The organism is Nocardioides aquaticus, assembly GCF_018459925.1.
Classification (GTDB): domain Bacteria; phylum Actinomycetota; class Actinomycetes; order Propionibacteriales; family Nocardioidaceae; genus Nocardioides; species Nocardioides aquaticus.
Map to the genome: position 1 here is coordinate 3,357,370 of NZ_CP075371.1, position 22,792 is coordinate 3,380,161.

Here is a 22,792-nt window from a genome sequence, read left to right on the forward strand (position 1 = left end):
CAGACGAAAGCGACGCACGCATTGACCACCTTCCGTGACCTCGGGGTCCACCCCGAGATCGCCGACGCGCTCGAGCGCGGCGGCATCGTGACCCCCTTCCCCATCCAGGAGATGACCCTCTCGGTCGCCCTGATGGGCACCGACCTCATCGGCCAGGCCCGGACGGGCACCGGCAAGACCCTCGCCTTCGGCATCCCGGTGCTGCAGCGCAGCGTGGCCCCGCACGACCCGGCCTACGCCGACCTGCCCGCGGGCAAGCCGCAGGCGCTGATCGTGGCCCCGACCCGCGAGCTCGCGCTCCAGGTCTCCAGCGACCTGCACCTGGCCAGCAAGGACCGCGGCCTGCGGGTGCTGACGATCTACGGCGGCGTCGGCTACGAGCCGCAGCTGGAGGCCCTCGAGGCCGGCGTCGACATCGTCGTCGGCACGCCCGGACGCCTGCTCGACCTGGCCAACCGCAAGGCGCTCGACCTGGGCCACGTGCACGCCCTGGTCCTGGACGAGGCCGACGAGATGCTGGACCTCGGCTTCCTGCCCGACGTCGAGCGGATGCTCCGGATGACGCCGGAGACCCGGCAGACGATGCTGTTCTCGGCCACCATGCCGGCCGCGATCGTGTCCCTGGCGCGCACCCACATGCGTCACCCGATGAACATCCGCGCGGAGTCCTCCGACGACGGCCAGACCGTGCCGGCGACCGCGCAGTTCATCTACCAGGTCCACGACCTCGACAAGCCCGAGATCCTGGGCCGCGTCCTGCAGTCCGAGGACGCGGAGAAGATGATCGTCTTCACCCGCACCAAGCGCCAGGCCCAGCGGATCGCCGACGACCTCGCCGAGCGCGGGTTCGCCTCGAGCGCCCTGCACGGCGACATGCAGCAGGCCGCCCGCGAGAAGGCGATGACCCGCTTCCGCGAGGACAAGCTCAAGGTCCTCGTCGCCACCGACGTCGCCGCCCGCGGCATCGACGTGCGCGGGGTCAGCCACGTGGTCAACCACAACTGCCCCGAGGACGAGAAGGCCTACGTCCACCGGATCGGTCGGACCGGGCGCGCCGGCGCGACCGGCACCGCGATCACCTTCGTGGACTGGGCCGACCTGCACCGCTGGAAGATGATCAACAAGGCCCTCGACCTGCCGTTCGAGTCGCCCCCGGAGACGTACTCGACCTCCGAGCACCTCTTCCACGACCAGGGCATCGCCCCGGGCACCCGCGGCCGCATCGTCGACCCTGCCCCGGCACCCCCGCGCGAGCGTCCCGAGCGCGGCCGTCCCGACCGCGGCGGCTCCGAGCGGTCCGGCTCCGAGCGGTCCGGCTCCTCGGAGCGTCCGGCGCGTGAGCGCAGCCGCCGGCGCACCCGCTCCGGCGACGGCGCGAGCACCGGCGCCGGCAGCGGTCCCGCGACGAACGGTGCCACCGCGACCGAGGCCGCCCCGGCCGGTGGCGAGGCCACCGAGGGAGGCGCCCCCCGCAGCCGCAACCGTCGTCGCCGCCGCTCCTCGGGCGGTCGCGACACCGGCTCCGCCACCGCGACGGCCCCGGCCTCCGACGGCTGAGCGACCCCGCACGCGCACGACGACGGCCGGTCCCCCCGGGGGCCGGCCGTCGGTGCGTCCGCGGTGGTCGCGGGGCGCGATCAGGCGGTGACGACGACGGTCGTGCCGAGCGGGGCGAAGTCCCACAGGGCCTTCGCGTCCGGGGTCCGCTGGCGGATGCACCCGTGCGACAGGGGCGTGCCCAGCTCGTCGACGCCCTGGACCCTGCGGCCGTCGTCGACCGGGATGTCGTGGAAGCCGATCGCGGCGTTCTCGCCCTGGGTGAACCGGACGAACCACTTCATCGTGCCCGAGTCGTCGATCCCCCAGGCCTGCTCCGAGCGGGAGTAGACCTCGTAGGTGCCGGGGTCGAGGTTGTCGTAGACGCTGCCGGAGACCGGGTAGGTGCGCTGCGGGCCGCGGGTGCCGACCAGCCACACCCGCTGCCGCGACTCGCTGTAGACCACCCGGCGACCCTCACCGGAACGGGCCGGCAGGGCGGTGTCCTCCACCGGCTCGGCGGTGACCTCGTCCGCGGCGTCGGCTGTCGGGTCCGGCTCGGAGGTCGGCTCGGAGGTCGGCTCGGAGGTCGGCTCGGAGGTCGGCTCGGAGGTCGGCTCCTCGGCGGGCGTCGCCGCGGGGGTCGCGGCGGCCGCGGCCGGGTCGACCGCGGAGGCGACGGGGACCGGCGCGTCCTGGTCGTCGTCGGCCGGCAGCACGCCCGCGCTGCCCAGGAACGCCACGGCGGTGACGGCCACGGAGACGCCGAACGTGGCGATCCGCCCGTACCGGGGCCGGCCGGGCGGGCGGTGGCTGCTCACGCCCGGGTCAGCCCTTCGCGCCGGCGCGGACCCGCTCGCGCAGGTTGACCGCGACCTCGCGGTAGGCCTTGGCGCCCTTGCTGCTGCGGCTGGTCGCCAGGATCGACCGACCGGCGGCAGGGGCCTCGGCGAACTTGATGGTCTTGGGGATGGGCGGCTCGATCACCGCGAGGTCGTAGGTCTCGGAGATCGTCTCGAGGACCGTGCGTGCGTGGTTGGTGCGTCCGTCGAAGAGGGTGGGCAGCACGCCCCACACCTCGAGGTCGCGGTTGGTGAAGCGACGGACGTCGTGGACGGTGTCGAGCAGCTGGCCGACACCGCGGTGGGAGAGGGTCTCGCACTGCAGGGGCACGACCACCCCGTCCGCCGCGGTCAGGGCCGCCACGGTCAGCACGCCCAACGACGGCGGGCAGTCGAGCAGGACCCAGTCGTAGTGGCTCCCGGCCGCGGCCAGGTCCTCGATCATCCCGCGCACGACGTGCTCGCGCCCGGTACGGGTCAGCAGGTCGGCCTCGGCGCGGGCCAGCTCGATCGTGGCGGGCAGCAGGTGCACGCCGTCGTCGGTCTCCAGCACCACCTCGGTCGGGTCCAGGCCCTTGGTCAGGACGTGGTGCACCGACAGCTCGAGGTCCTCGGGGTCGATCCCGAGGGAGAACGTCAGGCAGGCCTGCGGGTCGAGGTCCACGAGCAGGACCGCGTCACCGAGCTCGGCGAGCGCGGCGCCGAGCGAGGCGACCGAGGTGGTCTTGGCGACGCCGCCCTTCTGGTTGGCGATCGCGAGGGTCGTGGTCATCGCCTCCCATCATGCCGCACCACCCCTCCCGCTGCGGACCACGCGGTGCTTGACTCGCGGCATGTCGTCGTCTGCCCCCGGCCCCGCCGCGTCCCGCCCGACCGCCCTGGTGACCGGGGCCACCGCGGGCATCGGCCACGAGTTCGCCCGGGCGCTGGCCGAGCGCGGGCACGACCTGGTCCTGGTGGCCCGGGACGGCGCCAGGCTCGAGGAGGTGGCCGCGACCCTGCGCGCCGACCACGGCGCCGCCGTCGAGGTGCTCGTCGCGGACCTGACCGACCGCGCCAGGCTGCGTACGGTCGAGGCCCGCCTCGCCGACCGCGACCGTCCGGTCGACCTGCTGGTCAACAACGCCGGGTTCGGTCTCAAGCAGCGCTTCGGCGACAACGACGTCGAGGCCGAGCAGGCGATGCTCGACGTGCTGGTCACCGCGGTGATGCGGCTCTCGCACGCCGCCCTCGGCCCGATGGGCGAGCGCGGCCGGGGCGGGATCATCAACGTCTCCAGCGTCGCGGCGTTCCTGCCCCGCGGCACCTACGCGGCCGCCAAGGCCTGGGTGAACAGCTTCAGCGCCTGGGCGGCCACCGAGTACGCCCCGCGCGGGGTCACCGTCACCGCGCTGTGCCCGGGCTTCACCCGCACGGAGTTCCACGAGCGGATGCAGGTCACCCCGGGCACCGGGATGTTCTGGCTCGACGTGCGCCGGCTCGTGGACGACGCGCTGGCCGACCACGCCCGCGGGCGGGCCCTGTCGGTGCCGAGCCCGCAGTACAAGGTCGCCGTCGCCCTGGCGCGGGTCGTCCCGGGCAGGGCGCTGCAGCGTCTGCAGTCCATCGGGCGCCGCTAGCGTCACCTCGGCTGTCCGGAACCGTCATCTCGGCTGTCCGGGACCGTCACCTCGGCCGGACGACCTCCGGGGTGTCGCGGCCGCTGGCGGCGGAGGCGGCCGCGGCGCGGGCGAGCAGCCGCTCGTACTCCTCGGGGTCGGTGGTGTGGCAGCCCAGGTCGTGGTCGACCTTGCCGGTGCCGTGGTGGTCGCTGGAGCCGGTGACGACCAGGTCCAGGTCCGCGGCGACCTCGCGCAGCCGGGCCCGGTCGGTGTCGTCGTGGTCCTGGTGGTCGACCTCGATCCCGGCCAGACCGGCGGCGGCCAGCACCGCGATCTCGTCCTCGGGCAGCGCGCCGCGCCCGCCGCGGCCCCACGGGTGGGCGACCACGGTGACGCCACCGGCCTCGCCGACCGCCTGCACCATCTCGGTCACCGACGCCGCCCAGCGGTCCACGAAGCCCGGTCGGCCGGCGTCCAGCCAGTCGCGGAAGGCCTCGTCCCGGCTGGCCACCACGCCCAGGCGCACCAGGGCGTCGGCGACGTGGGGGCGCCCGGTGGCTGCGGTGCGGGAGCCCTCCCGGTCGAGGTCGGCCTGCTCGATGGCGACCCCGGCCTCGCGCAGCTGCGCCAGCATCGCGGGCACCCGGCCGCTGCGTCCCGCCCCGATGCGCGCGAGGAGGTCACGCAGGCCGGGGTGGGTCGGGTCCGGCAGGTAGGCCAGCAGGTGCAGGCCCCGGCCCTGGTGGGTGCAGCTGATCTCGAGCCCGCGGACCAGGTCGATGCCGACCTCGCGGGCCGCCTGCTCGGCCTCCGCCCAGCCCAGCGTGGTGTCGTGGTCGGTCAGCGCGACGACGTCGAGCCCGGCGGCGGCGGCGTCGCGGACGACCGACGCCGGCGGGGCCGTCCCGTCGCTGACGTCGGAGTGGGTGTGCAGGTCGATCCTCATCCGGGGATCCTAGGAGGGGCGCAGCTCACCAGGGTGGGCGCGGACCGCCGAAGGGCACCTCGACGAGGACCGGACCCAGCTCGGCGGCGTCGCGCAGCACCTGGTCCTCGCGCAGCAGCAGGATGGCCGAGGCCGGACGCAGGACCAGCCACAGCCAGCGGCCCAGCGCCTCCCCCACCAGCACCGACCGGTCGAGCTCGGGCCCCGCGCCGCTGGTCGACAGCGACCACAGCGGCACGGACTGTTGGCCCAGACGGACCCGCGCGGCGGGCGGGCCCTCCCCCAGCTGCGGTCCGGGCTCGTGCTCGCCCACGCCGGCGCACCGGGCGCCGAGACCGACCCCGGCCTCCTCCGCCACGACGAGGACGTCGACGGGCCCGTCCAGGGCGCTCGGTCCCGAGCAGCAGGTCAGCGTCGCCAGGGTCCGCCCGTGCTGCGGGCCACCGCCGACCCGGGCGTGGTCGGTGACCGTCCAGGCCGGGCCCATCGGCCACGGCAGCAGCGTGGGGTGCTCGTCCGTGGCCTGCAGCTGCGCCACGAACCCGGCGTACCCGACCTCGACCGGGCGCCAGAGCGGGGTGACCCGGCCGTGCTCGTCGCACCGCCAGGCCGGCCCGTCGGGGACCGGCTGCGACAGGCAGCGGGGGCACCCCGGCGGGAGGACCGGGTCGACGCCCGCGGTCACCGCGTCAGCCGTTCCACCGCAGCACCACCGGGCTCTCACGCTCGAAGCCGAGCTGCGAGATGGTCGCGGTGTCCAGCCGGAGCAGCCGGCCGTCGCGGACGTCCAGCCCGAGCCACCGCGCCGCCAGGGCCCGCAGGGAGTGCCCGTGGGCGAAGACCAGCACGTCGCCGTCCACCTCGCGCACCCGGGCGACCACGCGGTCCAGCCGCGCGGCGACCGCGGCCGCGGCCTCGCCGCCAGGCACCGGGTGGGACCACACCGTCCAGCCCGGCACCGTGCGCCGGATCTCCTCGGTGCTCACGCCCTCGTAGTCGCCGTAGGCCCACTCGGCGAGGTCCTCGGTGATCTCGGGCTCGGCGAAGCCGGCCAGGGCCGCGGTACGCCGGGCCCGCTGCCGCGGGGAGGACAGCACCAGCGCGAACGACTCCGAGCCCAGCCGGGGGGCCAGCGAGCGGGCCGTCTCCTCCCCGTCCTCGGTGAGGGGGAGGTCGGTGGTCGAGGTGTGCCGACCGTCGCGGCTCCACTCGGTCTCACCGTGCCGGACCAGCCACAGGCGCGTCATTGCTGCAGGTTCCCATCCCGACCGGGGTCGGGTCGACCCCGGAGCGCTGCGACCTCGGCCCGCAGGGCCCGCACCTCGCGCAGCAGCTCGGCCCCCGGGTCCCGCGCACCGACGGCCGCGACCTGCGCAGCCTCCTCCGCAGCCTCCTGCGCAGCCTCCTCCGCGGCCTCCTCCGCCTCCTCCTCGGCGACGGCCTGCACGAGCCAGGCGGCCGCCGTGGCGGTCACCGCCCCCAGCAGCGCCACACCGGCCACCATCAGCCCGACACCGATCGTGCGTCCGAGCGGCGTCACCGGGTACGTGTCGCCGTACCCGACGGTGGTCATCGTCGTGCAGGCCCACCACACGGCGTCGCCGAAGCCGGTGATGGTCGCCCCCGGGGCGCCGCGCTCCGCCTCGAGCACCGAGAGCGCCGCCACCAGCCCGACCAGGACGCTGCCGGCGCCGACGTAGACCCCGACGCGGCCGCGGAGGCTGACCGCGCCGCCGCGGTTGATCGCCCGCAGCAGGGTCAGCAGGACCAGCAGCCGCAGCGGTCGCAGCACCGGCAGCACGAGCAGGGCCAGCTCGAGCAGGTGGCCGCGCACCCACCGCGCCCGGGCCGGCGCCGCGGCGACGCGGAGCGCGAAGTCGGCGCCGAAGGCCACCCAGACGACGACCTGGGTGAGCCGGCAGGCGCGCTCCCAGCCCGGGTCGAGCCCGGGGTCCAGGATCGGCCAGGCGTAGGCGCCCAGGAAGAGCAGCGCGAGCACCCCGAGGACGACCTCGCGGCGCTCCTCCCAGCGCACCGGGGTCCCCGCCTCAGCCGTCGGCCACGGGCCGCTCGGCGAGCGGTCCCGGCCAGTTCCGGTCCGGGACCGGGACCGGCCGCCCGGGCTGCTCCCCGCCGCGCTGCTCGAGGTAGGACTGCTTGGGCACCATCACCCTGCGCCGGAAGACGCAGACCACGGTGCCGTCCTGCTTGTAGCCGATGGTCTCGACGTGGACCACGCCCCGGTCGTCCTTCGAGGCCGACTCCCGCTTGCCCAGCACGGTGGTCTCCCCGTAGAGCGTGTCACCGTGGAAGGTCGGGGCGACGTGGCGCAGCGACTCGACCTCGAGGTTGGCGATCGCCTTGCCGGAGACGTCGGGCACCGACATCCCGAGCAGGATCGAGTAGACGTAGTTGCCCACCACCACGTTGCGACCGAACTGCGTCGTCTCGCTCGCGAAGTGCTCGTCCATGTGGAGCGGGTGGTGGTTCATCGTCAGCAGGCAGAAGAGGTGGTCGTCGTACTCGGTCACCGTCTTCCCCGGCCAGTGACGGTAGGTCGCTCCGACCTCGAACTCCTCGTAGCTGCGTCCGAACTGCACCGTGGGCTCCTCCGTGTCGTGACGCCGCGGCTCGCGGCGTCGGGTCCGGGGCCATCCTGCCCATCCCCGGCCGCCCGGGCGCCGCGGCCCTCCGCTCCGCGCGTCGCCGGCTGACACAATCGCCCGGTGACACGCCGCGCCTTCCTCCACGTCGGCTGCCCCAAGACGGGCACCACCTACCTCCAGAGCGTGCTGTGGGCCTCGCGGCCCGCGCTGCGCGGACAGGGGCTGCACCTGCCGATGGCCCTGTCCGACCACTTCCGGCTCAGCCTCGTGCTGCGCGACGCGATCGACCCCGCCACCGACGACGTGGACCCGCAGGAGGTGCTCGACTCGTTCGCCCGGGAGGTCGAGGACACAGACCTCGACGTGCTGATCACCCACGAGCTCCTCTCCTCGGCCACCCCGGACGGCGTCGCCCGGTTGCGGGACCTGCTCGTCGACCTCGAGGTGCACGTGGTGCTGACCACGCGCGACTGGCAGCGCCAGCTCCCCGCGGAGTGGCAGCAGGGCGTCAAGACCCGGTGGGTCGGCGACTACGACGACTTCCTCGACACGGTCCGCACCCACCCCGAGGACCCGCGGTGGGCACGCCAGGACGTCGTCCGCGTCGCCGCGCTGTGGGGGGCGGGCCTGCCCCCGGAGCAGGTCCACGTCGTCACCGTCCCCCCGCCCGGCTCCCCGCCCGACCTGCTGCGCGACCGGTTCTGCTCCGTGCTCGGCATCGACCCGGACACGCTGGAGGAGGTGGACGGCCGCCGGAACCCCTCCCTCACCCTTGAGGCCACCGAGGTGCTGCGGCGGGTCAACGCGGCCCTCGGCGACCGGCTGCCCCGGCCGCGGTCGGGGTACAACCGGGTCGCCCGCTTCTGGTTCGCCGAGAAGGTGCTGACCAGCACCGCGGGCACCCCGCTCACGCTGCCCCCGGAGCACCGGGCGTGGTGCACGGCCGGCTCCGAGGCCCAGGTCGCGGCCCTGGACGAGGCGGGTTACGACGTCGTCGGCGACCTGGCCGACCTGGTCGGTCGCCCCGACGACGCGGGTGGCCCGGCGCCGGCGGCCCCTGACGACGCGGCCCTGCTCGACGTCGCCGCCGCCGGCATCGCCGCGGCCCTGGACCAGCGCCTCCAGGACCTGCAGACCATCGAGCGGCTCCGCGGCGAGCTGCGCCGTGCCCGGCAGGACCTCCGCGCCTCCCGGCGTGCCGCCGAGAAGGCGCAGGAGCAGGAAGGCGTCGCCGGACCGCCTGCCGGGCGGTGGGCGGGCCTGGCTGCTCGACTGGGTACGCGGCTGGCCGGGCGACGGCGTCCGACGCCCGGGGACCGCGCTGTGTAGCATCCGCGCCATGTCCCAGCGACCATCGGTGGCGGCCGTCACCGTCGTGAAGGACGAGTCCGTGATGCTGCCGTTGTGGCTGCACCACTACGGCGAGCGCCTCGGGCTGGACCACCTGGTGGTGCTGGACGACCAGAGCACCGACGGGTCGACGGAGGGCATCGCCGCCGAGGTCCAGCAGCTCGGGGGGCTGCCCGGCGGCACCGACTTCGAGCGGGGGCGGCTCAAGGCCGCCAACCAGACCGCGCGTCGCCTGCTCGACACCTTCGACTGGGTGGTGTTCACCGACGCCGACGAGTTCCTGGTGCACGACCCCGCGCGGCACGACTCGCTGCGGGACCTGCTGCCCTCGGCGACCACCCCGGCGATCGGCCCCCTCGCGCTCAACGTCGTCCAGGACCTCGAGGCCGAGCAGCCCCTCGACACCACCCGCCCGATCCTGGACCAGCGCTCCTACGGCTACTTCGCGCCGAACATGTGCAAGCCGAGCACCAAGCGGCGCCGGGTGTCCTGGGTGGTCGCCTCGCACGGGATCCGCTCGCGGTTCGAGGTGCGTGACGACCTCTTCATGCTGCACCTGAAGTTCGCCGACCTCGAGCGGCTCAAGGTGACCGCGGCGCACCGGCGCGGCCTCAACGCCCAGGACGGGCGCGGCGGCGGGAGCTGGAACCGCGACGACGTGGCCCAGGTCTTCGAGCGCCGCATGCGTGCCACGGACTTCGGCGCCGCCGCCGAGTTCGACCCGGGCCAGGTCGACCGCGGCTCGTTGAACGTCCAGACGCCCAGCGGCAACGCGTGGCGCACCACGAAGATGTCCCAGCTGTCGAGCATGCGTGACAATCCCGTGGTGAGGATCCCCGCGCGCCTGCGCGGCCTGCTCTGAGGGCACCGGGCCCGGTTCCGCCCGGGCGGAGGACTAGGTCGAGGACTGCGCCGCGGTCGAGTTGGGCCCGTGGGGCTGGGCCACGGTGGCCCGCATGGCCTCGAGCAGCTCCGTCGGCACCGGGTCGCCGGTGACGAACTCCCCCAGCGCGACGAGCTGACGGTCCTGGACCGCCTGGTCCGCCGCGGTGACCGCCTCGTAGGCGACGTCGAGCACGCGTTCGGGACGGGTCTCACGGAGGAACTGCTGGATCTCCTTGATCGCCTCGACCCGCTGCGCGGCCACGTCGTCGTCCACCCGCCGCCAGAAGCCGGACTTCAGGACGGCCTCGGGGTCACGGGTGTTGAGGACGTAGCGGGCTCCGGGGAACGCCGCGTCCATCATGTCGAAGAAGCCGGCGACCTCCTCCGGCTCGACGCGGTGCCACTGCACCTCCTTGAAGCCGAGCCGGTCCACCGAGGACGGGTCGACCGGGCCGAGCACGCTGTCCTTCACGATGCCGCGGACGGCCCGGTGGAAGTATCGCTCCTTGGTGTGCCGCACGCCGAAGAAGGCCGACGACGGCGCCCGACCCCGGTACTTGTCGTGGCGGCTGCGGAAGCGCCGGGAGTCGGCCAGCGCCCGGTACAGGTGCACGAGGTACAGGCCGTTCTCCCCCCGCACCAGCGTCCGCGGCAGGGTGTTCAGCAGCCCCTGCACCAGGGTCGACCCCGAGCGTCCGTAGGTGACCACGAAGACGTACTGGAACCTCCTGTGCCGCTGCCGCTGCCGTTGCCGCCGCCGCTGGCGGGCGGCCGGTGGGGCGGCCGGTGGGGCGGCCGCGGGGGCAGGGCGGACGGCGGGCTGCGGGCCGGTGCGCCGCCGGACGACGGAGCGCACCCGACGAGCGAGCCGCCGGAGCCTGCGAGGACGGGACGGTACGGGGGGCGTCGTCATGATCGCCACGAGAATACGCGCCGCCACGACCGCCGCGGCGACCGGCCGGAGGGCGCCGCCGCGTCCTGGGACCCGGGGCGACCGGTGCGTGCGCCGTGCCGCTCGCGCTCGAGACGCACCACGCGGGACAGTGCGGTGACCGCGGCCTCGGCGACCTCGTCCTCGGCGAGGTCACCGGGCTGACGCCCCTGGGCCGGCTCGACGCCCGGCACGAGGTCCTCGAGCCTGCCCACCACGTGGTACGAGCGCCCGGAGAGCTCCTCGACCATCGCCGCCGCCCGTTCGCGCGCCCACGGCCAGACGTCGGCCGGCAGGACGATCCGCTCCGGGTCCTGCGACCGCATCACGTTCTCGGCGAAGAACCCCTTGAGCAGCCGCTCGGTCGTCTTGTCGATCCCGTCGGGGCCGAGGCGGGCGGTCACCCGGCGCATCGTCTCCGCCTGGGCCAGGCCGAGGGACTCGTTGCCCGAGGAACGCGGTGCGGTCATGCCCTCCCCGTCGACGCCGGTGAGGCCGCACAGGGCGTCCCAGAGCCAGGTCCGCGGCCCGCCGGGACCCGGCAGCACCACCAGGTGCACGCGCTCGTCCGGGATGCCCACCGACCAGCGGTCGAGGACCGCGGGGACGTCCTGGACCCGCCAGAAGTTCGTCGCCGACCCGTCCTGCACCGCGGTGAGGAAGGTCGGGAAGGTCTGCGAGCGGCCGTGCTTGGTGCGCTGCTGCCACTCGGCGGGCAGCTGGCGGGCCAGGTCGCGCGCGGTGAGGACGACGTGCACCTCGTCGGCCACCGACCGCAGCTGCTCCAGGGCGCCCTCGGCACGTCCGGCGTCGGCCGGGCTGAAGAGCTCGTGGCTCAGCAGCACGTCCCCGTGCCACGCCGCGGTCTCCTCGAGGACCCGGTCCCACGCTCCCCGCCCGCGGGCGGGGAGGCTCTCCAGGAGCCGCTCGTTGCCCCGCACCACGCAGGAGGCGTGGAAGTGCTCGTGGACCCCGGCCCCGGGCAGCAGGAGACCCTGCTCGCGCAGGGCGTCCCGGTTGGCCCACCACACCGACTGGAGGAACGTGGTGCCCGACTTCGGGGTCCCCACGTGGAGGAACACGCGTCCGGCCACCGCTCAGTCACCCCGTCCGTCGTCGTGGTGGTCGGCGTCGTCGTCACGCTCGTCGTCACCGGGGTCCTCACCGTCCAGGTCCTCCGAGCCGTCCCCGTCGTCGAGGGGACCACCCGCCGCGAGGACGGCGGTCTTCTCCGCGGCGTCGCGGTCCACGCGCTCCTCCAGGGCCCAGGCGAGCGCGTCGAGGGCGGCCTCGGTCACCTCCGCGTCCGCGATCGTCGACGGGTGGACCCCCGGGACCTCGACCGGGACCAGCTCCTCGAGGTCGCCGACGACCTCGACGCCGATCCGGTTCAGCGCGTTGCGGGTGCGGCGGGACTGGCCGACGACCCACTCGGCCACCGGCAGGCCGGTGACCGGCTCCTGAGCGCGCCGGGCGGCGAGGACCTGCTTGGCGAGCAGCCCCTTGCGCAGGTGCGCGCTCTGCCGCTGGTCCACCCCGCGGGCGTCCAACAGCTCGTTCAGCCGTCGCAGGGCCAGGGTCGAGGCCGCGCCGATCGACTCGTTCGAGGCCCGGGCCGGCTCCAGCCCGACCGGGTCGACGCCGACCGCCTGCGCGAACCGCTGCCAGAGCAGGTCCCGGGCCGCCCCGGGGTGCGGGACGGTGACCAGCGTGAGCCGCTCCGTGCCCACCACCTCGGCCCACGTGCGCACGATCCGTGCGATGTTCTGCTGGCGCCAGAACGTCCGACCTGCGTCGGTCTCCTCCTGGCCGTCGCGGTGCCCCGGACGCCACCGCTTGATCGCGTCGCGGTACTCGTCCCAGCCCCAGGTGCGTCCGTTCTGGACCGTCTCCTGCCACATCGCGGCGATGCTGCGGTTGAGGTCCCGGGCCGTCACCACGACCCGTACGTCGGAGACGGGCAGGCTCTCCACAGCACGGCGCACGACGGCGGGTCGCATCGGGCCGAGGAACTCCATGGAGACCACCGACGTGCCCGGGTGCTCCCCCACCTCGGCGCACAACCGGTCCCACGAGTCGCCCTCGCCGGTGACCATGCTGCGGACCGCGCGGACCTGGAAGGCCCACCTCGGTCCGGGCAGCAGGATCCCCCGCTCGAGCAGCAGCTCCTTGTTGGCGAACATCAAGGACTGCAGGAAGCTCGTCCCCGACTTCATCGCCCCGACGTGAAGGACGACCCGCTGCGTGGTCACGTGTGAGGGCTCAGGCCTTCAGCGCGTAGTCGGCCAGGACCCGGCGTCCGATGATCATCTTCTGGATGTCGGAGGTGCCCTCGCCGATCAGCATGAAGGCGGCCTCGCGGTACAGCCGCTCGATCTCGTACTCCTTGGAGTAGCCGTAGCCCCCGTGGATGCGGAAGGACGCCTCGACGACCTCCTTGCAGTACTCGCTGGCCAGGAGCTTGGCCATGCCGGCCTCGACGTCGTTGCGGTGGCCCTCGTCCTTGGTCCGCGCCGCCCGCACCATCATCGCGTGGCTGGTCTCGACCTTGGTGGCCATCTCGGCCAGGCGGAAGAGGATGGCCTGGTGCTGGGCGATCGGCTTGCCGAAGGTCTCGCGCTGCTGGGCGTAGGCCACCCCGAGCTCGAAGGCCCGGTGGGCGATGCCCACGGCACGGGCGGCCACGTTGACGCGACCCACCTCGACCCCGTCCATCATCTGGTAGAAGCCCTGGCCGGGCTCGCCGCCGAGGACCTGGTCCGCCGAGATCCGGTGACCCTCGAAGATCATCTCGGTGGTGTCGATGCCCTTGTAGCCCATCTTGTCGATCTTGCCGGGCACGGTGACGCCCTGGGCGGTCTCGCCGAAGCCGGGCGTCTTCTCCACCAGGAAGGTGGTCATGTTCTTGTAGACCGACTCCGCGCCCTCGTCGGTCTTGGTGAGCACCGCCACCAGCGTGGAGGAGCCACCGTTGGTCAGCCACATCTTCTGGCCGGTGATCTCGTAGCCGTCGTCGGTGCGGGTCGCCTTCGTGCGGACCGCCGAGACGTCGGAGCCCAGGCCGGGCTCGGACATCGAGAACGCGCCCCGGACCTCGCCGGTGGCCATCCGGGGCAGGTACTTCGCCTTCTGCTCCTCGGTCCCGTGCTTCATCAGCATCCACGCCACGATGAAGTGCGTGTTGATGACGCCGGAGACGCTCATCCAGCCGCGGGCGATCTCCTCGACGCACAGGGCGTAGGTCAGCAGGGACTCACCGAGGCCGTCGTACTCCTCGGGGATCATCAGCCCGAAGACGCCGAGCTCCTTGAGCCCCTCGATGATCTCCGTGGGGTACTCGTCGGCGTGCTCCAGCTCCTGGGCGACCGGGATGATCCGCTCGTCGACGAACTGCTCCACGGCCTTGAGGATCGCGTTCTGGTCCTCGGTCAAGCCCTCGGTCATGCACAGACGACCCATTGTCCCTCTTCCGTCGACGACGTCGCGGACGATCCTATCGGAGTGGGGCTCCGCCGAGCATGACCGATGTCACGCCCGGGGAACCCCACACCGGCGCCGCCGGCACGGCGCGGGTCAGCGGTACTGGAAGGCGGCCACCGCGGCGGCCAGGCTGCTCGACCGCGTCGTCGACACCGCGCGGGCGGCACGCTGGACCATGCCGGCACGCATCCGCCGGGTCGACGAGACCGTCGAGCGCGGCGTGCCGTCCACCCTGCTGACCAGCACCACGCTGGGCATCTGGTGGGTGCGCCACTGCGCGGCGCACGAGGCCGTGCACTGCCGGAACGAGCTGCCGGCCGAGGCGCGCAGCCGAGCCGCCAGCAGGGCCTCGTGCTCGCTGAGCCGTGACCCACGGGTCACGTAGCGGACCTTGACGCCCCGCTCCACCGCCGCCAGCAGGTCGCGGTAGACCGCCCGCAGCGTCAGGCCCTGCGTGGCGACCTGCACCAGGCCGCCCACCGGCGCGGAGCGGATCTCGCGCAGGTTCTCGACCACCACCGCGCGCTGCTGCGCGACCTCGCCGCCCGGGTCGTTGCGCACCTCGACCGTGGCCCCCGGGGCCTTCGTGGTCCAGGACAGGCCGGCGACCACCGCGTCGTGGTCGGAGTTCAGCTCAACCGGGAAGTGCACGTCGGCCTCGAGCTGTCCCGCGTCCCGCACGAAGAGGTAGTCGATGGTGTTGCCGCCGTGGTCCCCGGTGCCGAACCAGGACTGCAGCCGCTCGAAGGTCGAGCGGAGCTGGGCGGCACCGAGCAGGTCCGCGGGGTAGGAGGTGCTGCGCGCCCCGACGTTGAAGTCGCCGCCCACCAGCACCGGCCCGCGGGGGGCCAGCTCGCGCACGAGCGTGCCGAGGTTGCGCACCGCCGTACGCCGCAGGTCCGGCATGCCCCGCACCTTCGGCGCCGCGTGCATCGAGATCACCGAGAGCACCCGGTCGTCGATCGTGGACCGCAGCGTGACCCAGCTCGCGAAGCGCATCCCGAGCAGCGTGGTGCGGCCCGGCGGCTTCTTGCCGTAGCTGCTGACCTGGCGGGTGCCCCGCGCCGTCATCTCCCAGCGGTCACTGCGCCAGGCGACCGGGCTGGCCCCGGTGTACTGCCCCGCGGTCCGCCACATCTTGTACCCGGCGGGAGCGAGCAGCGCGTCGTTGCGGAACGCCACCTCGTTGTAGGTGATGAAGTCCGGCGCGAAGCCCTGCACCTTGCGCGCGTCGGCCTGGAACCCCGCGAAGGGCTGGGGCGAGCGCAGGTTCGCCTGCACGATCGTGAGGTCGCTGCCCTTGAGGCTCGCCGCCCGCTCGAGCTCCACGACGGTGGGGTCGGTGCCGGTCGGGTCGGCGACGGCCGGCACCGGCGCGACCAGGAGGCTCGCGGTCACTGCCGGGAGGGTGAGCAGCGCCGCGACGAGGCGGGTCCGACGACTTCTGGGCGCGCGGGTACGCGGACGGGGGGGGTGGTTCACGGGGGGTCTCCTCGAGTCAGGGCGGGACCGCCCGAGGGGCCCCTGTCCCATCGATCACACCAGCAACAGCAGCACCCGGCAAACGTTTCGTGAGAACTTCATGCTTGTAATTCTTCACCCTGGGATCGTCGGGATCGCGGGGCTCGACGAGGTCGTCGCGGTGGTCGTTACGCTCCGCCCATGCTCGTCACCGCCTCCACGGTCCTGGACACGCCTGACAACCTGCGGCGGTTCGTGGCCGACAACCTGGCCTCGGGCGTGGACCACATGGTGGTCTTCCTCGACGCGCCGGGAGCGGCGGGACAGGCCGAGGCCCGTGCCCACCTCGAGGGGCACCCGCACGTGACGCTCGTCGCCTGCGACCGGTCGTGGTGGCACGGCGACCGGCCGGAGCGCCTCAACGTGCGGCAGCGGATCAACGCCAACGTCGCCCTGGCCCTGTTCGACGGGGTGGAGGAGGTCGACTGGGTGGTGCACGTCGACGGCGACGAGGTGGTCGACGTCGACCCGGACGCCCTCGCCTCGGTCCCGGCCGAGGCGCCGGCCCTCTGGCTGGCCCCGTGCGAGGCGGTGAGCACCATGCACCCCGTCGGCCGCCCGACGGCCTTCAAGCACCTGCTCGACGACGACGACCTCCACCTGCTCGCGGTGCTCGGCGTCATCGACCAGCCGACCAACCAGGCCTTCTTCCACGGCCACGTCCTCGGCAAGTCGGGGGTACGGCCCGGCGCCGGGCTGCGGCTGACCCTCCACGACCCGGTGACCCCCGACGGGGACCGTCCTCCGCCCGGCGCGCGCTACGAGCACCCGGGCCTGCGGGTGCTCCACTTCGACGCCGTGTCCGGCGAGGACTTCGTGCGCAAGTGGCGGGCGATGAGCGCGGCCGGTCCGGTGGCCCTGCGGCCGGACCGCGTGCCGATGGTGCGCGCCCTGCGACGGCTGGTGCAGATGGACCTGCCGGACGAGGTCGCCTCCCGGTACCTGGCCCGCATCTACGAGGCGACCACGCAGGACGACGTCGGCGTCCTCGAGGACCTCGGCCTGCTCCTGCACGTCGACCCGGGCGCGGGCCGGCACCGCCCGGAGGTGCTGCCCCCCGCCGCGGCCGACCGGGTCTCCGCCCGCCTGGACGAGCTCCGCGCCGCAGGCAAGCGGTCGTACCACGTCAACCACCGCCCCGCGCCGGGCGGCGCGGACGGACCTCGTACCGGTCCTGCGACCGACCGACCGGGCCTGCTGCGACGTCGCCGCGACCGGTCCTGAGCGCCGGCGCTACCCGCGTCGCAGCCGGCGCCGGAGCGCGCCGAGCCCGCGCCTGAGCCGTCGTGCACCCACCGGGGACGCCGCGGGTGCCGGGGGCGCCGGGACGCGACCCGGCGCGTCCTCCCTGCGCAGCCCGGCCAGCTCGGAGCGCAGCTCCCGGACGTCGTGGAGCATCCAGGCGACCAGGGCGACCGCGACCTCGGCGACCTCGGCGTCGCTCACCGAGGCCGGTCGTCGGCGCACGTCCCGGTCCGCCGGGACCAGCAGGTCCTCCAGGCGTCCGCTCACGTCGAAGCCCTGCTGCCGCAGGTAGGCCACGCTCTCCTCGCCGCGTCGCACGCAGTCGGCGACCTGGTCCTCCTCGGGCCAGAACCGCTCACCGCCGCGCGTCGCCAGGCGCTCGTCCGCCAGGAAGCTGCGCAGGTAGACGCCCTTGTCGAAGGCGCGGGAGAACCCCTCCAGCCGACCGTTGACCCGCCGCAGCGTCTCGGCCTCGGCCACCCCCATCGAGGCGTTCGCGAAGGAGCCGGACAGGTCGCAAACGTCGGGGTCGACCCCGAGCAGGCCCGCGAAGCGTCGCCACACGTCGTCGCGGTCGGCGCCCGGGTCGAGGACGAGCACGTGCACGCGTTCGGGCGGCACCGACGGCGCCCAGCGCTGCAGCACCAGCCGCAGGTCCAGGGTGCGCCAGTCCCAGGTCGCCCGCGGGTCGGCGGACTCGGTGCGGCCGTAGTCGGCCATCGGGGTCGTCGAGCCGTTCTTCAGGCTCTCCTGCCAGCTGGCGGTGAACAGTCCCAGCGGCTCGCGCGCCGTCACCACGAGGTGGACCTCGGCGGGGGCCAGGGAGGCCACCGCGCGCGCCGCCTGCTCCTGCGAGGCCGCGGCCAGGAACTCGTGGCTGACCAGGCCGGTGCCCGGAGCCGCGGCCAGCTCGGCGCGCACCCGGTCCCAGGCAGACCTCTGCCGGGGCGGCTTGTGCCGCTGGTGCGGGTCCTCCCGGATCGTGCGGGACGACCAGAGGTGGTCGCGCCGCTCGCTGCCGGGCACCGTCACGCCGGCGCGCGCGAGCGCCTCGCGGTTGCTCCACACGATGGTCTGCAGGTAGCTCGTGGCGGTCTTCGGCAGGCCGAGGTGGAGCAGGACGCGGTCGACCACTCAGATGCTCGCGTTGAACTGCTCGATCGCCTGCCGGATCCGCTCCTCGTCCCGGCCCGCCATCGGCACCAGCAGCTCCTGCACGACGTCGGTCAGCTCCGCCAGGCGCATGTTGTGCCGCCGCATCTCGCTGACCTCGGCCTCCAGGTCGGCCACCCGCTGCTCGAGCTCGGCGTGGCGCGCCGCGCCCAGCCTGTTCCACGGTCCTCTTGGAGTCACGCTCACCACTCTCCCACCATCAGCACCGACGACGGTCGCCGGGCGCGGCGCGAGCCGTCCGTCCCGGCGCCGTCGTCCCCGTCGTCGTCCCCGTCGTCGTCCCCGTCGGCCTCGTCGGCGTCCTTGCCGTGGTCGAACCTGGCCACGACCCTGACGTCCCGGGCACCGGCCGCCCGCCACTGCGCGGCCACCTCGTCGGCGTCCAGCGCGCCGACGGTCCACTCCGTGCCGGGCGTCCCGCCCACGAAGAAGTGGGCGTGGACCGAGCCCCCGTCGCGCAACGCCATCGAGCAGAACCGCGCGAAGCCCTGGCAGCCGCGCGGACCGACGGCGTCCAGGAGGTGCTCGGCCAGGATCACCCGCGCGCCGGGCTCCCTCACGAGCCGGGCGCCCTCGCCGAGCACGCTGCGCAGCTCGGTCAGGTTGAGCGAGCGCACCGTCAGCGGCAGCCCCTCCCCCGCGAGCTGCTCCTGCGCCGACTCGAGCGGGAAGGTCACGAAGTCGTAGGCCACGGTGGTCAGGCCCTGGCGCGCGAGCCAGAGGGAGTCGGCACCCCGGCCGGCACCGACGTCGAGCACCGTGGCGCCGGCGGCGACGGCGGCCTTCCGCGCGCTGCGCGCCGCCGTCGAGGGCCGGCGCCTCGGCAGGTGGCGCTTGCGCAGCGCGTAGCGCCGCTGCCAGGTCTTGAACCCGGGACGCAGCCCGCGGAACCAGTCGTCGAGGGCGCGGGTCGTGCGCCGCGGGGTCTCGAACTTGAAGGACGGGTCGGGCACCCGCCAGCCGCGGCCGTAGGTCGCCTCCAGCAGCCGCTCAGGCTGCGCCGGGACGGGCACCTCCACGCCCTCGATCGTCGCGGTGCCGAGCGGGAAGACCCACTCCCGCTCGAAGTCGGTGCCGATCTCCCCCATCAGGTAGAGGCGCCCCGCGTCGAGGAACCCGCCGAACACGTCGAGGCCGCGCTTGATCCCGTCGGCCTCCGGCACCATGACCTTGAACGCCGCACCGCTGTAGCGCACGACCTCGTACCCGAGCCGGACCACCGCCCGCTGCAGGTGGAACGACTCGCGCACGACGTCCACGGGCGACCCGTGCCGGCTGACGTAGCCGATGTCGGCGTCGGAGTCGTGGCCGAGGACCGCCCCCTCCCGCACCGCGCCCAGCAACGTGCCGTACGCCACGAAGGGCTCGACCCCGGCCTGGCGGAGCACGTCGAGCACGGAGCGCACCGCGCCCACCAGCGCGTCGATGTCGTGCCGGTCCCGGGTCTCGAAGGTCGGCACCAGACGACCGGACTTGTCGATCCCCAGGTGCACCCCCTCGGGGTTCACGACCGCGACGCGACGGTCCTCCGGGGTGAACACGACCTCGTCGTCGAAGTGCACCGCCCCGTCCGCGGGGTCGCGCACGGTGACCCGGGCGCGGCCCTGCAGGTAGCGCTGCAGGGGAAGGGGCCACGCCGCCAGCCGCTCGCCCCGTCCCTCGCCGGGCGCGGTGTCGCGCTGGGCCCAGAAGGACCACACCCGCGTCCCGTCGAGCAGCACGTCCACCGCACCCTCGTCCGGACGGTGCAGCCGCACGCCCCGGCCGTCGACCAGGCGGACCTTGAGGTCCCGACTCACCGCGCCATCAGTCCATCTCGAGGTTCGCGTAGGGGTCGACGCCGTCGATCGGCCCGGTCCCGAAGAGGAACCCGTCCACGATGCGCCCGTCGGACCGCGCCTGGCGGGCCTGGCTGTAGCGGTTCGCGCCGTTCCGGTCGAAGAAGCGGTACCAGCGGTCGATGTGCGCCGAGTACTGCTTGGTGATGCCCGCCCGGTAGGTCACCCCGATGTTCTCGTCGGAGCGGGCCGCCACGTCGGACCAGTTCTGGGAGCCGTTCAGGGTCGCGTACCCGTTGCGCTTGCCCGCCACGTTGCCGACGACGGCCATCGACTTCATGTGGAAGTAGTCGTCGAACTGGCCGTCGTTGTTGGTGTCACGGACCATGTGGGCCAGCGGCACGGGGCCGCGCCGGCTGGGCTGGCGCAGCATCCGGCCGACGTCGAGACCCATCACCGTGTAGCCGATGCGGACGTCGCACCCGCCGACCCACAACGACCGGACCTTGCGGGCCAGCCGCATCCCACGGTCCTCACGCATCACGTCCGGGGCGATCCGGATCCTGGTCCGGCCGGAGGCGGTGTTCGTGGCGCCCTGGCAGCGGACCTTGTCGAGCAGCTGCATGACCGGGTCCGGCGACCGGCGGTCGGCCCCCGGGAAGAAGGCCAGCTGGTCGCGTCCCGACCTCCACGAGGTGTACGGGCGCGCCAGCGCCTTGTCCTGGGCCATCTGCTCGAAGACGCCGAGGGCGAAGTCGTACGGGCCGGGCCGGTTGGTGAAGGTCTGGACGTCGTTCCACTGGTTGTTGCCCGAGGTGCTGGTGAGGTTGGCCGAACCCTGCATCAGGACCTTCTCGGCGTTGCCCGTCTCGGAGAACAGGAAGAACTTCGCGTGCGCGGCGCCGCCCCGGCCGCGGCACGACTGGCGGCACGCGCGCGCCCAGCTGCGCACGTCCGCGGTCTGGTTGCCCCGCTGCAGACCGGCGCGCAGCTTCGCGTAGTCGTCGCGTCCGTCGTCGGAGACGTTGCCCCGCGACTGCAGCAGGCGCACCCGCACGCCGCGCTCCTGGGCGGCCAGCAGCGTCCTGACCGCGATCGTGGAGTTGAAGTTCCAGCTCATGATGTCGATCTGCGCCCCCCGCGGCGTGGCCCGGATCGACCGGTAGACCTTGCTCAGGATGGCGTTCTGCGCAGCACGGTCGCCGTAGGCGTTGTTGAAGGTGATGCCGTCCCTGGGCGTGTAGTCGGCGGAGGCCGCCGGCACGCCGACGAGGGACACCAGGAGACCGGCGACCGCGGCGACCGCGATGGCAGAGGCGTGCTTCATGAGCTGCATGAGTGGTTCCTTCCTCGGGGTGCGCGAGGGAGACCGCGCACCGGTCACGCTACCCGGGCCGGCGCCGGAGGGGCGCTCGCTCGCCGAACGGCCGGCACGCCGGCCCGGTGCGGTCGCACCGGGCCGACGCGGTCGGGCGGGTCAGTCGAGCTCGACGAGGGCGTAGGGGTCCACGCCGTCGACCGGGGCCGTGCCGAACAGGAACCCGTCGACGAGCCGGCCGTCGGCGTTGGCCTGGCGTCCGTAGACGTAGCGGTTGGACCCTCCCCGGAACTGGTTGAACCAGTAGGTGAGGTGCTCCTCGTAGCGCAGGGTGAGCCCCTGGCGGGAGGAGATGCCGATGTTCTCGTCGGACCGGGCGGCCGAGGTGGAGAAGTTCGCCGACCCGTTCAGCGTCACGGTGCTGCGACGGTTGCCGCCCATGTTGCCCTTGATCGTCATGGCCTTCATGTGGAAGTAGTCGTCGAACTGACCGTCGCCGTTGCCGTCGCGCACCAGGTGGACCAGCGGGACCGGCCCGCGGCGGCTGGGCTTGCGCAGCATCCGCCCGACGTCGATGCCCATCACCGTGTAGCCGATGCGCACGTCGCACCCGTCGACCCACAGCCGGCGCAGCTTGCGGCCCAGCGCCATGCCCCGGTCCTCGCGCATGGCGTCGGGGGCCACCAGGATCCGGGTGCGGCCGCTGGCGGTGTTGGCCGCGCCGCGGCAGCGGACCCTGTTCAGCAGGCCTGCGACCGGGTCGGCCGACCCGCGCCCTGCGATGGGGAAGAAGGCCAGGCGGTCCGGCCCGCCCCGCCAGCTGGTGTACGGGCGACGGGCCGGCTTGTCCTTGGCCATCTGCGCGAAGACCCCCGCGCGAAGCCGTAGCCGCTGTTGCTGCCGCTGGTGGTGCGGACGTCGTTCCACTGGTTGCTGGACGCGGCCGTGGTCAGGTTGGCCGAGCCCTGGATCAGGACGTTGCGCGCGCGACCGGACTGCGAGAAGAGGTAGAACTTCGCGTGCGCCGCGCCACCTCGGCCCCGGCAGGACTGGACGCACGTGCGGGCCCAGCTGCGTCGGGCCTTGTCGCGGCCGCGGTTGCCCCGGTCCAGGCCGGCCCGCAGTCGCTTGAAGGTGGGGTTGTCCACCCGCGTCAGGTTGCCCTTGGCCATGAGCACGTTGACCTTCACGCCGCGCTTCTGGGCGCGGAGCAGCGCGTCGGTGGCGGTCGGGGACGCGTAGTTCCAGGTCATGATCTGGATGTGCGCGCCCCGCGGGGTCGAACGGATCGTCTTGACGATCTTGTCGACGATGCTGCGCTGCGCTGCCCCGTTGCCGGTCGCGCTGTTGAAGGTCGGCCCGCTCCTGGGGGTGTACTTGCCTGCCTGGGCGGGGGCTCCGGCCATCAGTGACAGCACCACGGCCATCGCTGCCACCACGGCACAGATCGATCTCTTGACCATCATCGTCATCCCTTCGGCGCCCCGGTCCCGGGGGAGTGCCCGGGCGCCATCCTGTTCATTGCCATGTCACCGACCAGAAGTCCTCTGGACGGGTGCTGCGGGTCGTTCCGGGCGCTG

General features: G+C 73.8%; 23 protein-coding genes. 5 read left to right on the forward strand and 18 right to left on the reverse strand.

Annotated elements, in window-relative coordinates:
- Positions 1-21 precede the first annotated feature (21 nt).
- Entirely contained in the window at positions 22-1,557 is a 1,536-nt protein-coding gene (locus tag ENKNEFLB_RS16215) for a DEAD/DEAH box helicase (RefSeq protein WP_246535602.1), read from the forward strand.
- Positions 1,558-1,637: 80 nt separating this feature from the next.
- Here ENKNEFLB_RS16215 and ENKNEFLB_RS16220 read toward each other — a convergent pair whose 3' ends face one another.
- Positions 1,638-2,357 (reverse strand): L,D-transpeptidase, encoded by a 720-nt coding sequence (locus ENKNEFLB_RS16220; RefSeq protein WP_214056337.1) that lies wholly within the window; start codon positions 2,355-2,357, stop codon positions 1,638-1,640.
- Between the two features lie 7 nt (positions 2,358-2,364).
- The gene (locus ENKNEFLB_RS16225) at positions 2,365-3,150 is read right to left on the reverse strand and encodes a ParA family protein (RefSeq protein ID WP_214056338.1); all 786 of its coding nucleotides are present in this window, start codon (positions 3,148-3,150) and stop codon (positions 2,365-2,367) included.
- Between the two features lie 61 nt (positions 3,151-3,211).
- Between ENKNEFLB_RS16225 and ENKNEFLB_RS16230 the strand changes: the two genes are divergently transcribed.
- Entirely contained in the window at positions 3,212-3,997 is a 786-nt protein-coding gene (locus ENKNEFLB_RS16230) for an SDR family NAD(P)-dependent oxidoreductase (protein WP_214056339.1), read from the forward strand.
- A 46-nt stretch (positions 3,998-4,043) separates the two neighbouring features.
- Here ENKNEFLB_RS16230 and ENKNEFLB_RS16235 read toward each other — a convergent pair whose 3' ends face one another.
- The 5 genes from ENKNEFLB_RS16235 to ENKNEFLB_RS16255 are packed head-to-tail and all read right to left on the reverse strand — an operon-like array spanning position 4,044 to position 7,525.
- A complete protein-coding gene (locus ENKNEFLB_RS16235) occupies positions 4,044-4,925 on the reverse strand; it encodes a PHP domain-containing protein (RefSeq protein WP_214056340.1) in 882 nt (293 codons plus the stop codon).
- 25 nt (positions 4,926-4,950) lie between these two features.
- Positions 4,951-5,610: a DUF6758 family protein gene (locus tag ENKNEFLB_RS16240; protein WP_246535603.1), complete on the reverse strand. Its 660-nt coding sequence runs from the start codon at positions 5,608-5,610 to the stop codon at positions 4,951-4,953.
- Positions 5,611-5,614: 4 nt separating this feature from the next.
- Positions 5,615-6,172 carry a histidine phosphatase family protein gene (locus ENKNEFLB_RS16245; RefSeq protein WP_214056341.1) on the reverse strand — a complete coding sequence of 186 codons (558 nt, stop codon included), beginning with the start codon at positions 6,170-6,172 and terminating at the stop codon, positions 5,615-5,617.
- On the reverse strand, positions 6,169-6,960 hold the full coding sequence (locus tag ENKNEFLB_RS16250) for a potassium channel family protein (protein WP_214056342.1): 792 nt from the start codon (positions 6,958-6,960) through the stop codon (positions 6,169-6,171). The genes ENKNEFLB_RS16245 and ENKNEFLB_RS16250 overlap by 4 nt, the downstream gene beginning before the upstream one ends.
- Before the next feature lie 13 nt (positions 6,961-6,973).
- Positions 6,974-7,525, reverse strand: a complete 552-nt coding sequence (locus ENKNEFLB_RS16255; RefSeq protein ID WP_214056343.1) for a MaoC family dehydratase — start codon at positions 7,523-7,525, stop codon at positions 6,974-6,976.
- Positions 7,526-7,651: 126 nt separating this feature from the next.
- Between ENKNEFLB_RS16255 and ENKNEFLB_RS16260 the strand changes: the two genes are divergently transcribed.
- On the forward strand, positions 7,652-8,860 hold the full coding sequence (locus ENKNEFLB_RS16260; protein WP_214056344.1) for a hypothetical protein: 1,209 nt from the start codon (positions 7,652-7,654) through the stop codon (positions 8,858-8,860).
- Between the two features lie 10 nt (positions 8,861-8,870).
- Positions 8,871-9,743, forward strand: coding sequence for a glycosyltransferase family 2 protein (locus tag ENKNEFLB_RS16265; protein WP_214056345.1), 873 nt, complete (start codon positions 8,871-8,873; stop codon positions 9,741-9,743).
- Between the two features lie 33 nt (positions 9,744-9,776).
- Here ENKNEFLB_RS16265 and ENKNEFLB_RS16270 read toward each other — a convergent pair whose 3' ends face one another.
- The 5 genes from ENKNEFLB_RS16270 to ENKNEFLB_RS16290 all read right to left on the reverse strand — a co-directional run bounded on the left by ENKNEFLB_RS16270 (position 9,777) and on the right by ENKNEFLB_RS16290 (position 15,659).
- Complete coding sequence (locus ENKNEFLB_RS16270) at positions 9,777-10,475, reverse strand: sulfotransferase (RefSeq protein ID WP_214056346.1); 699 nt, start codon at positions 10,473-10,475, stop codon at positions 9,777-9,779.
- 200 nt (positions 10,476-10,675) lie between these two features.
- Entirely contained in the window at positions 10,676-11,779 is a 1,104-nt protein-coding gene (locus ENKNEFLB_RS16275) for a hypothetical protein (protein WP_214056347.1), read from the reverse strand.
- Positions 11,780-11,794: 15 nt separating this feature from the next.
- Complete coding sequence (locus ENKNEFLB_RS16280; RefSeq protein ID WP_214056348.1) at positions 11,795-12,949, reverse strand: hypothetical protein; 1,155 nt, start codon at positions 12,947-12,949, stop codon at positions 11,795-11,797.
- Positions 12,950-12,959: 10 nt separating this feature from the next.
- Positions 12,960-14,156: an acyl-CoA dehydrogenase family protein gene (locus ENKNEFLB_RS16285; protein ID WP_214056349.1), complete on the reverse strand. Its 1,197-nt coding sequence runs from the start codon at positions 14,154-14,156 to the stop codon at positions 12,960-12,962.
- Positions 14,157-14,270: 114 nt separating this feature from the next.
- Positions 14,271-15,659 (reverse strand): endonuclease/exonuclease/phosphatase family protein, encoded by a 1,389-nt coding sequence (locus tag ENKNEFLB_RS16290; protein WP_214056350.1) that lies wholly within the window; start codon positions 15,657-15,659, stop codon positions 14,271-14,273.
- A gap of 180 nt (positions 15,660-15,839) precedes the next feature.
- Between ENKNEFLB_RS16290 and ENKNEFLB_RS16295 the strand changes: the two genes are divergently transcribed.
- Positions 15,840-16,922: a glycosyltransferase family 2 protein gene (locus ENKNEFLB_RS16295; protein ID WP_214056351.1), complete on the forward strand. Its 1,083-nt coding sequence runs from the start codon at positions 15,840-15,842 to the stop codon at positions 16,920-16,922.
- A 9-nt stretch (positions 16,923-16,931) separates the two neighbouring features.
- Here the strand turns inward: ENKNEFLB_RS16295 and ENKNEFLB_RS16300 are convergent, their stop codons facing one another.
- From ENKNEFLB_RS16300 to ENKNEFLB_RS16325, 6 genes are all read right to left on the reverse strand, one after another.
- Positions 16,932-18,077: a hypothetical protein gene (locus tag ENKNEFLB_RS16300; protein ID WP_214056352.1), complete on the reverse strand. Its 1,146-nt coding sequence runs from the start codon at positions 18,075-18,077 to the stop codon at positions 16,932-16,934.
- Entirely contained in the window at positions 18,078-18,296 is a 219-nt protein-coding gene (locus tag ENKNEFLB_RS16305; protein WP_246535605.1) for a DUF6752 domain-containing protein, read from the reverse strand.
- 2 nt (positions 18,297-18,298) lie between these two features.
- Entirely contained in the window at positions 18,299-19,915 is a 1,617-nt protein-coding gene (locus tag ENKNEFLB_RS16310) for an SAM-dependent methyltransferase (protein ID WP_214056353.1), read from the reverse strand.
- Between the two features lie 7 nt (positions 19,916-19,922).
- Complete coding sequence (locus tag ENKNEFLB_RS16315; RefSeq protein ID WP_214056354.1) at positions 19,923-21,230, reverse strand: phospholipase D-like domain-containing protein; 1,308 nt, start codon at positions 21,228-21,230, stop codon at positions 19,923-19,925.
- Between the two features lie 141 nt (positions 21,231-21,371).
- Entirely contained in the window at positions 21,372-22,070 is a 699-nt protein-coding gene (locus ENKNEFLB_RS16320; protein WP_214056355.1) for a hypothetical protein, read from the reverse strand.
- Entirely contained in the window at positions 21,953-22,678 is a 726-nt protein-coding gene (locus ENKNEFLB_RS16325; protein ID WP_214056356.1) for a phospholipase D-like domain-containing protein, read from the reverse strand. The genes ENKNEFLB_RS16320 and ENKNEFLB_RS16325 overlap by 118 nt, the downstream gene beginning before the upstream one ends.
- Positions 22,679-22,792: the final 114 nt, after the last annotated feature.

Excerpts from the sequence above, each read along its gene's own strand:
- ENKNEFLB_RS16245 (WP_214056341.1), bottom strand. The coding sequence starts at position 6,172 with ATGACGCGCCTGTGGCTGGTCCGGCACGGTGAGACCGAGTGGAGCCGC.
- ENKNEFLB_RS16235 (WP_214056340.1), bottom strand. The coding sequence starts at position 4,925 with ATGAGGATCGACCTGCACACCCACTCCGACGTCAGCGACGGGACGGCC.
- ENKNEFLB_RS16320 (WP_214056355.1), bottom strand. The coding sequence starts at position 22,070 with ATGGCCAAGGACAAGCCGGCCCGTCGCCCGTACACCAGCTGGCGGGGC.
- ENKNEFLB_RS16315 (WP_214056354.1), bottom strand. The coding sequence starts at position 21,230 with ATGCAGCTCATGAAGCACGCCTCTGCCATCGCGGTCGCCGCGGTCGCC.
- ENKNEFLB_RS16225 (WP_214056338.1), bottom strand. The coding sequence starts at position 3,150 with ATGACCACGACCCTCGCGATCGCCAACCAGAAGGGCGGCGTCGCCAAG.
- ENKNEFLB_RS16325 (WP_214056356.1), bottom strand. The coding sequence starts at position 22,678 with ATGATGGTCAAGAGATCGATCTGTGCCGTGGTGGCAGCGATGGCCGTG.
- ENKNEFLB_RS16265 (WP_214056345.1), top strand. The coding sequence starts at position 8,871 with ATGTCCCAGCGACCATCGGTGGCGGCCGTCACCGTCGTGAAGGACGAG.
- ENKNEFLB_RS16295 (WP_214056351.1), top strand. The coding sequence starts at position 15,840 with ATGCTCGTCACCGCCTCCACGGTCCTGGACACGCCTGACAACCTGCGG.
- ENKNEFLB_RS16285 (WP_214056349.1), bottom strand. The coding sequence starts at position 14,156 with ATGGGTCGTCTGTGCATGACCGAGGGCTTGACCGAGGACCAGAACGCG.
- ENKNEFLB_RS16230 (WP_214056339.1), top strand. The coding sequence starts at position 3,212 with ATGTCGTCGTCTGCCCCCGGCCCCGCCGCGTCCCGCCCGACCGCCCTG.